15 protein-coding genes are annotated in these 12652 nt (G+C 54.7%); 5 read left to right on the top strand and 10 right to left on the bottom strand.

Features of this window, described 5'->3' with window-relative positions; translation table 11 throughout:
• Positions 1 to 48 precede the first annotated feature (48 nt).
• On the top strand, positions 49 to 624 hold the full coding sequence (locus tag SPL01S_RS15710) for a TetR/AcrR family transcriptional regulator (protein WP_063201097.1): 576 nt from the start codon (positions 49 to 51) through the stop codon (positions 622 to 624).
• A gap of 73 nt (positions 625 to 697) precedes the next feature.
• Here the strand turns inward: SPL01S_RS15710 and SPL01S_RS24710 are convergent, their stop codons facing one another.
• Together SPL01S_RS24710 and SPL01S_RS15705 are read right to left on the bottom strand one after the other, a co-directional pair.
• Positions 698 to 910: a KTSC domain-containing protein gene (locus SPL01S_RS24710; RefSeq protein ID WP_006325768.1), complete on the bottom strand. Its 213-nt coding sequence runs from the start codon at positions 908 to 910 to the stop codon at positions 698 to 700.
• A 321-nt stretch (positions 911 to 1231) separates the two neighbouring features.
• The gene (locus SPL01S_RS15705; protein ID WP_020439152.1) at positions 1232 to 1528 is read right to left on the bottom strand and encodes a YciI family protein; all 297 of its coding nucleotides are present in this window, start codon (positions 1526 to 1528) and stop codon (positions 1232 to 1234) included.
• 181 nt (positions 1529 to 1709) lie between these two features.
• Here SPL01S_RS15705 and SPL01S_RS15700 point away from each other — a divergent pair, with 181 nt between their 5' ends.
• Together SPL01S_RS15700 and tonB are read left to right on the top strand one after the other, a co-directional pair.
• Positions 1710 to 2363, top strand: a complete 654-nt coding sequence (locus SPL01S_RS15700) for an epoxyqueuosine reductase QueH (protein ID WP_020439151.1) — start codon at positions 1710 to 1712, stop codon at positions 2361 to 2363.
• A gap of 237 nt (positions 2364 to 2600) precedes the next feature.
• Positions 2601 to 3365, top strand: coding sequence for a TonB system transport protein TonB (tonB, locus tag SPL01S_RS15695; protein ID WP_063201093.1), 765 nt, complete (start codon positions 2601 to 2603; stop codon positions 3363 to 3365).
• A gap of 64 nt (positions 3366 to 3429) precedes the next feature.
• Here tonB and yciA read toward each other — a convergent pair whose 3' ends face one another.
• Both yciA and SPL01S_RS15685 read right to left on the bottom strand, forming a co-directional pair.
• Positions 3430 to 3858, bottom strand: coding sequence for an acyl-CoA thioester hydrolase YciA (gene yciA, locus SPL01S_RS15690; protein WP_004945276.1), 429 nt, complete (start codon positions 3856 to 3858; stop codon positions 3430 to 3432).
• A gap of 75 nt (positions 3859 to 3933) precedes the next feature.
• Positions 3934 to 4473, bottom strand: a complete 540-nt coding sequence (locus SPL01S_RS15685; RefSeq protein ID WP_006325764.1) for a septation protein A — start codon at positions 4471 to 4473, stop codon at positions 3934 to 3936.
• Positions 4474 to 4707: 234 nt separating this feature from the next.
• On the opposite strand from SPL01S_RS15685, the gene SPL01S_RS15680 reads away from it, so the two are divergent.
• The gene (locus SPL01S_RS15680; RefSeq protein WP_062871026.1) at positions 4708 to 6411 is read left to right on the top strand and encodes a SulP family inorganic anion transporter; all 1704 of its coding nucleotides are present in this window, start codon (positions 4708 to 4710) and stop codon (positions 6409 to 6411) included.
• A 47-nt stretch (positions 6412 to 6458) separates the two neighbouring features.
• Here the strand turns inward: SPL01S_RS15680 and SPL01S_RS15675 are convergent, their stop codons facing one another.
• A complete protein-coding gene (locus SPL01S_RS15675) occupies positions 6459 to 7211 on the bottom strand; it encodes a YciC family protein (RefSeq protein ID WP_004945267.1) in 753 nt (250 codons plus the stop codon).
• 97 nt (positions 7212 to 7308) lie between these two features.
• The gene (locus SPL01S_RS15670) at positions 7309 to 7749 is read right to left on the bottom strand and encodes a YkgJ family cysteine cluster protein (protein WP_063201088.1); all 441 of its coding nucleotides are present in this window, start codon (positions 7747 to 7749) and stop codon (positions 7309 to 7311) included.
• 282 nt (positions 7750 to 8031) lie between these two features.
• Between SPL01S_RS15670 and ompW the strand changes: the two genes are divergently transcribed.
• Positions 8032 to 8676, top strand: a complete 645-nt coding sequence (gene ompW, locus SPL01S_RS15665) for an outer membrane protein OmpW (protein WP_111738468.1) — start codon at positions 8032 to 8034, stop codon at positions 8674 to 8676.
• A gap of 41 nt (positions 8677 to 8717) precedes the next feature.
• Here ompW and SPL01S_RS15660 read toward each other — a convergent pair whose 3' ends face one another.
• The 4 genes from SPL01S_RS15660 to trpCF form a co-directional block, all read right to left on the bottom strand.
• Complete coding sequence (locus SPL01S_RS15660; RefSeq protein ID WP_004945257.1) at positions 8718 to 9032, bottom strand: BON domain-containing protein; 315 nt, start codon at positions 9030 to 9032, stop codon at positions 8718 to 8720.
• A 221-nt stretch (positions 9033 to 9253) separates the two neighbouring features.
• The gene (gene trpA, locus SPL01S_RS15655; protein WP_063201081.1) at positions 9254 to 10060 is read right to left on the bottom strand and encodes a tryptophan synthase subunit alpha; all 807 of its coding nucleotides are present in this window, start codon (positions 10058 to 10060) and stop codon (positions 9254 to 9256) included.
• Positions 10060 to 11250: a tryptophan synthase subunit beta gene (gene trpB / locus SPL01S_RS15650; RefSeq protein WP_004945250.1), complete on the bottom strand. Its 1191-nt coding sequence runs from the start codon at positions 11248 to 11250 to the stop codon at positions 10060 to 10062. Before trpB ends, trpA begins: the two co-directional genes overlap by 1 nt.
• Before the next feature lie 38 nt (positions 11251 to 11288).
• The gene (gene trpCF / locus SPL01S_RS15645; protein WP_174523961.1) at positions 11289 to 12650 is read right to left on the bottom strand and encodes a bifunctional indole-3-glycerol-phosphate synthase TrpC/phosphoribosylanthranilate isomerase TrpF; all 1362 of its coding nucleotides are present in this window, start codon (positions 12648 to 12650) and stop codon (positions 11289 to 11291) included.
• Positions 12651 to 12652 lie beyond the last annotated feature (2 nt).

Below are 12652 nucleotides of genomic sequence, written 5' to 3'. Positions count from 1 at the left end.
GATCATAATATATATCCATACGTACGTATTGAAAAGAGAGGTCTATCAATGGGACGTCAACGCAGCATCGATCGTGACAAAGTTCTGGATGCGGCCGAAGAAATTGTCGCCAACCAGGGCGCCGCCGGACTGACCATTGATTCCGTCGCAAAAGCGATGGGGATCTCCAAAGGCGGAGTGCAATACTGCTTCGGCAGTAAAGATGCGTTGATTGATGCGATGTTTGAACGCTGGGGCAAGGCGTATGACACTCTGTTCGACGCGATTGCCGGGGAGAACCCCTCGGCGACCACCGCCGTACAGGCGCATATGCAGGCGACCAGAAGTTCCGATCAGGCCTCCAGCGCCAAGGCTGCGGGGTTGATGGCGACGCTGATTCAAACGCCGGAGCATCTGGACAGCACGCGTGAATGGTACCGCAGCCGGATTGCCGGTCTGGATTTGACCACTGAGCAGGGAAGGCGCGCGCGGCTGGCCTTTCTGGCCACCGAAGGGGCATTTATGCTGCGTTTTTTTGGTTTGATGAATATCGACCAGCAAGAATGGGACGCTATGTTTATGGATATGCAGGCACTGATTCTGGCGCAAAGCCAAACGGCTGCAGAGGATCCGGCATCGAAGTAATATGCGAAAGTCACCTTAACCCCGATACCGTTCGGGGTTGGCGCGCAGGCCGGGTTGATATCGGCCTGGTTGGTTACCCTGTTTTACGGCACAGGTATTTGCCCTTTATGACGCCGTCATAAAATCTGCCTTTCGAAACCACCACGACAAAGTCCTGGTAGATTCGATTGGGAACCCCGATATATTGATAGATCCCTGCATCACGAAACTGGATTTCCAGAACCTGAGCAGTTTCATCATAGCCTATTGATATAATTCTTGAAGATGAAACCGGTTGTCGCTGCAAGTATACTCCCCTCTGTTAATTCATTATTATTTATATGGTTATAGGCTGCCCGTTAACCATACCAGAAGCTGGAATGCGCCGCCATACGCTTCGCTTTAAGAGGAAAGCTATCGCACCGATAGCTGGCGGGGCCAAAGAGGAAAGCGTAGGCTTATCTCATAAGATATTCCCTCGAAGACCCCTTTAGCCAGCCACTCCGTGCTGGCTTTTTTTTACGGTGTTGTTCATTCTGAGGCGGGTGGGGAAACAAGTCACGGACCACCTAACGTGACCCGTAATTGTAGCAGTGCAACCCGTTATAATGGAAAGTAACAGGTTTACTTAAAACACCTGCTTAAAAGGTTTTACTGTCACGTCACCATAAACGCCGGCAGCGACGTAGGGATCCTGTTCAGCCCAGGTTTGGGCATCCGCCAGCGACGCGAATTCCGCAATCACCGTAGAGCCGCTGAAGCCCGCACTACCCGGATCGTTGCTGTCGATAGCCGGGTTTGGGCCGGCAACCACCAGACGGCCTTCATCCCGCAGCGCCTGCAGGCGTGCCAAATGCGCCGGCCGTACCGACAGACGGTTTTCCAATGAGTTGGGGACGTCCTGCGCGTAGATCAGATAAAGCATGTTTCACCTTTAAAATCATTAGTATAGAAGGGGTGATTCAAGGTAGCGCAAAAGGCGAGCCAAGGGAATGCCTGGCTGGGGGAATTTACCTCTAGCTGGCGCTTATGCCTTGAAGCAGCTAGTTTTTATTCGTATAGTGCGGCCGCGCGATGAATTGAACCCCTGTGTGAGAGGTGAGGAAATGACGGAACTGGTTAGGGATAAACTCGACTTGCCTGAGGGCAAAAGCAAGCTGTTGCTGCACTCCTGCTGTGCGCCTTGTTCCGGTGAGGTGATGGAAGCCATTCAGGCCTCCGGCATCGAATACGCCATCTTTTTCTATAACCCGAATATTCACCCGCAAAAAGAGTATCTGCTGCGCAAGGAAGAGAACATTCGCTTTGCCGAGCAGCACGGGATACCCATTATTGACGCCGATTACGATACCGATAACTGGTTTGCCCGCGCCAAAGGCATGGAAAACGAGCCAGAGCGTGGGATCCGTTGCACCATGTGTTTCGACATGCGTTTTGAGCGCACCGCATTGTACGCACATGAAAACGGCTACGACACCATCTCCAGTTCGCTGGGTATTTCCCGCTGGAAGAATATGCAGCAAATCACCGACTGCGGCGTCCGCGCGGCAGAAAAATATCCTGACCTGCAGTATTGGGATTACAACTGGCGCAAAAAAGGCGGCGCATCGCGAATGATAGAAATCAGCAAGCGCGAACGTTTCTACCAGCAGGAATACTGTGGCTGTGTCTATTCGCTGCGTGATACCAACCTGCATCGCAAAGCGCAGGGGCGGCCACTGATCAAATTGGGCGTGCTGTATTACGGTGATGAAGAATAACGCCGCATTGGTGACGAATGACCCGCTACGGCGGGTTTTTTTGTTTTTGTCGCGATAAATCAGGTTAATAGAGCGTGTGAAATCCTCAGTAAAAATGCAAATAAAAGGTTAATATCCCCATGAGTTTACAGGTTTTAGCGATGAATAATGACGATTAAAGCGATAGTTTGCCATTCGTTATTGAATATGATTGCTATTTGCATTTAAACTTGGCGAACCAGAGGAAACAGAATCATTATGCCGCTAAAAAAGATGTTCCTTAATCGCCGTTTATCAGTGCCGATTGTCCTGTCCGTTGGCTTACATAGCGCCTTGGTGGCGAGCTTGCTCTATGCTTCTGTCAATGAAGTCATGGAGTTGCCGAAACCAGAGGATGCGCCGATCAGCGTCATGATGGTCAATACCGCGGCAATGGCCGAGCCGCCGCCGCCCGCGCCTGCTGAGCCAGAACCGCAGGTGGAACCGGAACCAGAACCGCAGGTGGAACCGGAACCAGAACCAGAACCAGAACCGCTGCCAGAGCCACCGCCAAAGGCGATACTGAAGCCTGAGCCGGTAAAACCCAAACCGAAGCCGAAACCGAAGCCGAAGGTCGAAAAAACGGTCAAACGCGAACCGCAGAAAACCGAGCCGCGCGAGCCATCGCCGTTTGAAAACAACGAGCCGGCCAAGCCAGTCGACAAAGCGCCGGTAAAGCAAGCGCCTTCAGCGCCGGTTCAGGGCAATTCGCGTGATGTGGGGCCGAAGCCTATCAGCCGTGCAGATCCGATCTACCCACCGCGCGCCAGAGCCTTGCAGATTGAAGGCAGTGTGCGGGTTCAATTTGATATCGACAGCGACGGCCGCGTGACCAACGTGCGTATCCTGTCTGCGGAACCACGCAATATGTTCGAGCGTGAAGTGAAACAGGCATTGCGCAAGTGGCGTTACGAAGCCAAGGAAGCGAAAGATCGCGTCGTTAATATCCGCTTTAAAATTAACGGCACCACGGAGATGGACTGATATCGACGTTGGCGCCAATAGAAAAGGGTCGCCGAAGCGACCCTTTTTGCTGCCTGCATTTCAGCTATTCTTCAAAGCCGACGCGGAAGTTCATTTTGCCATCGGGCAGGGCGCGTGAATTGCCCTCATCATCCACCGCCACATAAGTAAATACCGCCTCGGTTGCACGGTAGCGCTGGCCGATAGGCGCGGAGGATACTTTCTTTACCCACACTTCTATATTGATGGTGATCGAACTGCGGCCGGTGCGGATACACTGCGCATAGCAGCAAACCACATCACCCACTGCGACCGGTTTCAGGAAGGTCATACCATCGACACGCACTGTCACTACGCGTCCTTCGGCAATTTCTTTCGCCTGAATAGCGCCGCCAATGTCCATTTGCGACATTAGCCAGCCGCCAAAAATATCACCGTTGGCATTGGTATCTGCCGGCATTGCCAGAGTACGCAGCACCATTTCGCCACTGGGTAAAGGTCGTTGTTGAGTCATAGCCGTCTGCTTATCAAAGAAGGGTTTTCATTATACTGCCCGCAGCAAGCGCTACGGGCATTAACAATTTTGTAACTATTTTTTCTGTTCTTCAGGCATGTGCCGATAAATATAAATACCGCTGAGCAGGGTAAACACCAGCGTCAGCGCCGTCAGGCCGAACACTTTAAAGTTAACCCAAACGCTTTGCGGCAACCAGAAGGCGACGTAGATATTCGCCAGGCCACAGACCAGGAAGAATACCGCCCACGCCAGATTGAGGTTGCTCCACACTTTGTCCGGCAGCGTCAGCTCTTTACCCAGCATGCGCTGAACCAGCGGCTTCTTGAGCACCAGTTGGCTGATCAGCAACGCCAACGCAAACAGGGTATAGATTACCGTGACTTTCCATTTGATAAACAAATCGTTATGGAATACCAGCGTCAGGGTGCCGAACACCAGCACCATCAGGAAGGTGATCAGCGTCATCTTCTCGACCTTGCGGTATTTGATCCAGGTGAACACCAGCGCCAGTGCGGTAGCGACAATCAACGCGCCGGAAGCGACGTAGATATCGTAGAGCTTATAAAAAGCAAAAAAGACAATTAACGGGAGGAAATCAAGAAACTGCTTCATAAATCAATCCATCATCTGTTCATCGCCCGACTATACCGGATTCGGCGGGCTCTGTGTACCGCTGGGAAGCGCTGATTATCGGCGTTTGGGGGCCGGATTTCTGCCATGAAAGCAGGAATTTGCATAAACTTACGATTGAGGTCGCGACTTCGTGGTGGGCCGATTGCCAGCGCGGCCCTGGCATCTCATGATACGCGTAATAATAGACGGATAATTTATAACGGAAAACAGTTTATGCAGTGGAAATCTCTCCAGGCGTTGACGCCTGGTTTGACGCATTTATTAGGGTATCAACGCAGTTGGCTTAAACCGGATATACGCGCCGGGCTCTCCGTAGCTGCGGTGGCATTGCCGGTGGCGATCGCTTACGCCGAGCTGGCCGGGGTCAGCCCGGTGGTGGGGCTGTACTCCTGTATCTTGCCGATGGTCGCCTACGCGTTTTTCGGATCGTCGCGCCAGCTTATTGTCGGGCCGGACGCAGCCACCTGTGCAGTGATAGCCGCAGTAGTGACGCCGCTGGCTGCGGGTAATATGGAGCGGCACTGGCAACTCACCATTATGATGACGGCAATGATGGGCGCCTGGTGCCTGTTGGCGAGCCGTTTCAAACTGGGCGCACTGGCGGATCTGCTCTCCCGGCCGATACTCAGCGGGCTGCTGAACGGTGTGGCGATCACTATCATGGTCGATCAGATCGGCAAGGTCCTCGGTTTTGGCGTTCACCCTGCGCAGTTGATTGAGCGCATTTACGCGCTGCCGGGCAACCTGATGCACAGCGACTGGCTGACCATGGCGGTGTCGCTGTTGACGCTGGTCACGCTGCTGGGATTTAAAAAATGGCGCCCTAACTGGCCGGCACCGTTGTTTGCCATCGTATTGGCGGCTTTCGTCACCTGGATAGGCGGGTTACAGCAGCATGGCGTAGTGACGGTGGGGGGGTTTAGCGACGTATTACCGATAGTCCAGTGGCCGGATTTCCAGCCAGGGTTGCTGCGAGACATGGTGATCCCGGCACTCAACCTGGCGGTAGTGAGTTTTGTCAGCATGATGCTGACTGCGCGCAGTTTTGCGGCAAAGAATGGCTATGAGGTGAACGCCGACGCTGAGTTCCGCGCGCTGGGGTTGGTGAATATCGTTTCGGCGCTTTCACAGGGGTTTGCCATCAGCGGGGCGGATTCCCGTACTGCGGTTAACGATGCCAACGGCGGCAAGAGTCAATTGGTGTCGATCATTGCAGCGGGGGTGATTGCTTTCGTGCTGTTGTTCCTGATGGCGCCGCTGCAGTTTATTCCGGTGGCGGGGTTAGGCGTAGTGCTGATGTATGCCGCCTGGTCGTTGCTGGATTTTCGGGGCATCTGGATTATGCGCCGCCGCAATGCGCAGGCCTTCCGGTTGGCCATGTTCACCTTCTTGTGCGTGCTGCTGGTGGGGGTGATCAGCGGTATCGGCTTGGCGGTATTGCTGGGGCTGATGCAGTTCCTGCGCACGGTATTTCGTCCGACGGAGCAGTTGCTGGGTGTGAACGACGAGGGCATGATCCACTCGATGGGCAACAACAACGGCGTTAAAGCGGTACCCGGCGTGATGATGTACCGTTTCAACTCGCCGTTAACCTATTTTAACGTGGCGTACTTCAAGCGCCGGATCCTGAATTTGGTGGACAGTACACCATTTCAGCCGCGCTGGGTGGTGGTGGATGCTGTCGCCAGTTTTACCCACGCGGATATCAGCGTTCTGGCGGCGATAGATGAGCTGAAGCGCGATCTGTTACAGCGTAACGTTAAGCTGGTGTTGGCAGGGAGGCGAACCGAGCTGACGCGTTGGTTCCGCATCAATCGGCTGGGACGCGATCGGGAATTGATTCTGGTGCCGGATTTGTATCTGGCGTTGAAGCTGATTCAAAGTAAGGAACAGGCTGAGACGGCTGCGGTTCCATAAGCAAAAAGGGCACGCCGAGGCGTGCCCTTTTAGTTACTGCAGGCAGATCAACTGCGCAGCAGCATATACAGACGGAACAGGTAAATCAGCAACAGGGCGGAAACCAGGTTGCTCAGCGCGGTAAGCACTACGCTGGCGACATTCGGGGTCAGTACCGAAAGGTGGCTCACCATAAACAACACCAGCAGCTTGGCGGCCAACCACAGCATCATGGCCGGCACAATCACGCGTGCATTGGCGAAGGCCAGTTTGCAGCTCAACTTGATCGACGCGAACACGCCTTTTTTGTCCGCGGTGGTGATCACCGGCGCCAGCGAGAAGGCAATCGCCATAATTACGCCCGGCACGACGAACAGCGTCAAGCCTAGCTGAATCAGCAGAGTGCAGATAAACAGCAGCAACAGCAAACGCGGCAATTCCGGCGCAGAAGCGCCAATAGCGCGCAGCGCGCTGATGCGTTGCCCCTGGGAAACCAGGCTAATCAGCGTCAGCATCCCGCCAACCAACAACACGTTGCCCACCAAAGCGGAGAAAGTGGCAGCGGCTGACACCTTCAATAACACCATCTGCTGCTCGGGCGTCATTTGCTGAATGATTTCCTGGATCCCCATTCCGGCGGATGCCGTAAAATCACCTTCCGTTGCAGACAAGATCTTCAACTGCTCGACGTCAGGGCTAAAAACCTGATTGAGCAGCACAGAAATGAACGCGGTCAACAGCGCCAGCATCAGAATGCTGGTCAGTTGATTACGGAAAAAGTTAAAACTGTCACGGTACAACGTGTTGGCCGTGATAGGCATGCAGACTCCTTGGCGTCGAGAAACAAAGATATATCCATCGCCTTTCAAGTTGCGCCATGGTTGGCCGCAACTTGAAATTCATAGGTATATAGCAAAATCAGTGGGCGATTGTACCTTGTTCCGCGTCGCTGTGGCACCCCGCGAGTTGCATTGCGGCTATTTCTTCGGCAATCACCGTTATTGGCAGCGACAAGGGTAAAGGAACCGGCAGCGGCGGCAGACCATAACGCTCGCGAGCGCGATCGCAGGCTTCGTTGCGCAGGCCGTTTTCTCCGGACTGATCGAATTCGCGACAAGGGCTGGGGCGATTGAGATAAATGGAGCAGGACACGGCCTTGCCGATTTCGCCCTCGAGAGCGGTACAGCGCGGGGACTTGCTGTTGGTCCCCTGCATACAGCGCAAAAAGGGAGTTAAGGGCTCGGTAAGAGAGATAGGAACCACGCCGCCGCCATCTTCCGCTTCGGCCCAATAGAATGACACTCGAAAATAGCCGCAGCATGCGCCGCAACTGACACAGGGATTATGAATTTCGCTCATCTTGATCGCGCCGACTCCTGACGGCACTCACCAAAACCAACACGGATAATGAACTTACTCAGTGGCTGTTTTTTTAGCAACTGAAGTTTGAACATGCAGATGTTTTGCAACAAAATGCATTTTTTGATTCAGATCAATTCTCGATTTATTAGTCCCTTAGGTAACCTTGTTTTTAGTAGGAATAAAAAAATTTACACATAAGATGTGATCCCGATGGGATCATAAATACCCGTAAGTAGGTATATTCCCTTCCGACTAGTAACCACACAAATGGAATGGATAATGAAAAAGACAACTCTGGTGGTATTGGCGGCTATGATGGCTCCAATGTTGGCAAGCGCGCATCAGGCGGGTGATTTTCTTTTCCGCGCGGGGGCGGCGACGGTTCGGCCCAATGCAGGATCGGACGACGTACTGGGGCAGGGATCCTTCAATGCCGATAATAATACCCAGCTCGGCCTGACCTTCGGCTATATGGTAACGGACAATATTGGCGTGGAACTGCTGGCTGCGACGCCGTTCCGCCATAAGGTGGCGTTGAACGGCGCGGCAGTGAACGGTAACATCGCCACGGTGCGCGATCTGCCGCCGAGTCTGATGGCGCAATATTACTTTGGCGACAAGCAGGACAAACTGCGTCCGTATCTGGGGCTTGGCGTGAACTACACCACCTTCTTTGATGAAAAATTCAATGACAATGGCAAAGGAGCCGGGCTGAGTAATCTGAGCCTGAAAGACTCCTGGGGTGTCGCTGCGCAGGCGGGCCTGGATTACAACCTGGATGAACACTGGATGTTGAATATGTCGGTGTGGTGGATGAATATCGAGACCAAAACCCGCTTTGATGACGCCAACGGCAACCATCACAGTATTGATACGCGGTTGGATCCTTGGGTGTTTATGTTCGGGGCAGGTTATCGCTTCTGAGGATGACCGAGACAGGGAGGCGCAATGCCTCCCTGCGATCGTTATTTGAGTTGCATGACGTTCTCAACGGATTTAACACCCGCCACGCCGCGTGTGGTCTGCACCGCACGGTTGGCATCTTCGCTGGAGGTGACAAAGCCGCTCAATTGCACCCGGCCTTTAAAGGTCTCTACGCTGATTTCTCTCGACTTGATGTTTTTATCTGCCAGCAGTGCTGATTTCACTTTGGTGGTAATCACCGTATCGTCAATATAACCGCCAGTCCCCTCGGATTTCGCTGTCGGCGCGCAGGCGCTTACTGCGAATGCCACAACGGCTGCCATGCATAAGGCCGAAAGGGTTTTAAATAGCTTCATAAATTACTCTCCATGCAATGTTATTGTTGAAACTACATTCAGGTTATTACCTGAAAACGCTCAGTATTTCCGCAAAATGCAGAAATCTGCAACGGGCACTTTCAAGTGTGAGTCAATAAGCGAGTTTGTTCAAATTTTAGATGTAAAAAAATCGAACAACACTGAGAGGAAACAAGATGTTATCGGCGGGCGCGGATCCATCACGCCCGCCTCAGGGAGGATCAGCTTCGGGTCGCGGCTTTCATTTCGCGAACAAAGTTCGCCAGCCGAGTCAGCATTTCTGCCGGCTGCGCCTGATTTTGCTCGATAATTTTGACGATCGCCGAACCGGAGATCGCACCGGCGGCACCGGCCTGCAGCGCATCATGCACCTGCGCAGGCTCGGAAATGCCGAACCCCTGCAGCGGTGGCGCGGCATGGTATTCGCGCAGTTTGTTCACCAGATGATGCAGTGGCAATTGAGCGCGGCTTTCGGTGCCGGTAACGCCTGCGCGGGACAGCAGGTAAGTATAACCCCGTCCGTGCGAAGAGATTTCACGCAGCAAATCGTCGTCTGCGTTTGGCGGGCAGATAAAGATAGGCGCGATGCCGTGGCGGGTAGCGGCGGCACGGAAGGGCGCAGACTCTTCAAATGGCACATCGGCAATCAGCACCGAATCCACGCCGACTTCGGCGCAACGCTGGTAAAAGGCATCGATGCCTTTATGAAACACCAGGTTGGCGTACATCAGCAGGCCGATAGGAATGGTCGGGTGCTTCTGACGAATGGTGGCCAGCATTTCAAAACACTGGGTCGGCGTCACGCCGGAGGCGAAGGCACGCAGCGCAGCGCTCTGGATAGTCGGGCCGTCGGCCAGCGGATCGGAGAACGGGATGCCCAGCTCCAGCGCATCTGCCCCGGCTTCAACCAGAGTATCGATAATCTGCAGCGACAATGCCGGGTTCGGATCGCCCAGGGTGACAAACGGGACGAAGGCGCCTTCCTTGTTGCTTTCCAGACGTTTGAACAGTTGCTGATAACGTTCCATCAGATTTCTCCCCGAGCTTTCAGTATGTCGTGAACGGTAAATATGTCTTTGTCGCCGCGGCCGGACAGGTTAACCACCAGGATCTGTTCTTTCTGCGGCGTTTCACGGATCATTTTAAGCGCGTGCGCCAGGGCGTGGGAGGACTCCAACGCCGGGATAATGCCTTCGCTGCGCGACAAAGCCTTGAAGGCATCCAGCGCTTCGTCGTCGGTAATCGACACATATTCGGCACGGCCAATGCTGTTCAGATAGGCGTGCTGCGGCCCGACGGACGGGAAGTCCAGCCCGGCGGAAATGGAATAGGATTCCTCGATCTGGCCTTCGGAGGTCTGCATCATCGGCGCTTTCATACCGAAATAGATACCGACGTGGCCGTGCTTCAGCGGCGCACCGTGTTGGCCGGTTTCGATACCGAGACCGGCAGGTTCCACGCCGATCAGCCCAACGCTGACGTCATCGATAAAGTCGGCAAACATGCCGATGGCGTTAGAACCGCCGCCGACGCACGCCAATACTGCGTCCGGCAGGCGGCCTTCACGCTCCAGCATCTGCGCTTTGGTTTCTTCGCCGATCATGCGCTGGAACTCACGCACGATGGTCGGGTACGGGTGCGGGCCGGCTGCGGTACCCAGCATATAGTGGGCGGTTTCATAGCTGCCGGACCAGTCGCGCAGCGCTTCGTTGCAGGCATCTTTCAGCGTGGAGGAGCCGCTGTGCACCGGGATCACTTCTGCACCCATCAGGCGCATGCGGAACACGTTCGGCGACTGGCGTTCAATATCTTTGGCGCCCATATAGATGCGGCATTTCAGGCCGAGCAATGCACAGGCCAGAGCAGAGGCCACGCCATGCTGGCCGGCACCGGTTTCGGCGATGATTTCGGTTTTGCCCATGCGCTTGGCCAGCAACGCTTGCCCCAGCACCTGGTTGGTTTTGTGCGCGCCGCCGTGCAGCAAATCTTCACGCTTCAGGTACAGCTTGGTTTTGGTGCCGGCGGTGAGGTTTTTGCACAGCGTCAGCGCCGTCGGGCGGCCGGCGTAGTTTTTCAGCAGATCGATAAACTCAGCCTGGAATTCAGGGTCGCGCTGCGCGCTGACGAAGGCCTCTTCCAGTTGTTTTAATGCCGGCATCAGAATCTGTGGCACATATTGGCCACCAAATTCGCCGAAGTAGGGGTTAAGCAGCGTCATTATAGTTCCCGTTATTATCCGTTAAATTGTGTTCGCATTCAGTAGGCGCGCAGGGTCTTGAACACTGCCGCCAGGCGGGCAGGATCTTTAATCCCGGGCTCGCTCTCGACGCCGGAGTTAAAATCAAGCCCGGCACAGCCGAGTTTGGCTGCGTCAACGCAGTTGTCTGCGCTCAGACCGCCCGCCAGCATCACGTTGCCCAGGTTTTGGCCGTGCAATACCGACCAGTCGAAACGCTGGCCGGTGCCGCCGGCGCCGTTATCCAGCAGATAGCGGTCAACGTGCTGCAGATCACGTGCCGGCAAGCTGTCTTTCACGCTCAGCGCTTTCCAGATCTGGCAGGAGGCAGGCAGTTTGGCGCGCAGGGCGTCGATGTAGGCTTGATCTTCCGCGCCGTGTAGCTGTACCGCCTTCAGACCGAGGCGTTCAACGGTTTGCACCAGGGTTTCCACCTGCGCGTCGCAGAACACGCCGACGTATTTCAACGGCGCGCCGGCAATCACTTCGCGGGCGCGGTTGATGTCGACATAGCGCGGTGAACGCCCGACAAAAATCAGCCCGCCGTAGATCGCGCCGGCCTGATAAGCGGCTGCGGCATCTTGTGGGCGGGTCAGCCCGCAGACTTTATTGTCGCCCAGCGTTACCCGGCGTACGGCGGCGCGCAGGTCGGTTTCCGACATCAGTGCGCTGCCGATCAGGAACCCGTTGGCGAAGTGGCTCAGTTCGCGGATTTGGCCGTAATTGTTGATGCCGGATTCGCTGATCACCGTCACCCCGTGCGGCACGCGTGGTGCGAGTTGGCGGGTACGGTCCAGATCAATGCTAAGGTCGCGCAGGTCACGGTTATTAATGCCGACCACGCGTGCCTCGAGCGCGATTGCCCGCTGCAGTTCTTCTTCGCTGATCACTTCGGTCAGCACGCCCATGTTCAGGCTGTGCGCCACGGCTGCCAACTGGCGATATTGATCGTCGTCCAGCACCGACAACATCAGCAGGATGGCATCGGCCTGATAGAACCGCGCCAGGTAGATCTGGTACGGGTCGATAATAAAATCTTTGCACAGCACCGGCTGCGTAACCGTCTTGCTGACCAGCGGCAGGAAATCGAAACTGCCCTGGAAGTACTTTTCATCGGTCAGTACCGAGATGGCCGAAGCGAAATCCTTGTAGACCGAAGCGATTTCGACCGGATCAAAGTTTTCGCGGATCAACCCTTTGGAAGGGGACGCTTTTTTGCATTCAAGAATAAATGCCGTTCTGGCCCCTTGCAGCGCATGATAAAAGCCGCGTTCGCTTGGGACGATTTCATTGTGAAAGCTGGCCAGTGGTTGTTGTTGCTGTCGTGCTGCGACCCATTGCGCTTTATCACGAACAATCTTGTTGAGCACGGTTTCCTGCATCA

This window comes from Serratia plymuthica NBRC 102599, from assembly GCF_001590925.1.
In the GTDB taxonomy this organism is placed as follows: domain Bacteria; phylum Pseudomonadota; class Gammaproteobacteria; order Enterobacterales; family Enterobacteriaceae; genus Serratia; species Serratia plymuthica.
This window is presented reverse-complemented; position numbering and strand designations above follow the sequence as displayed.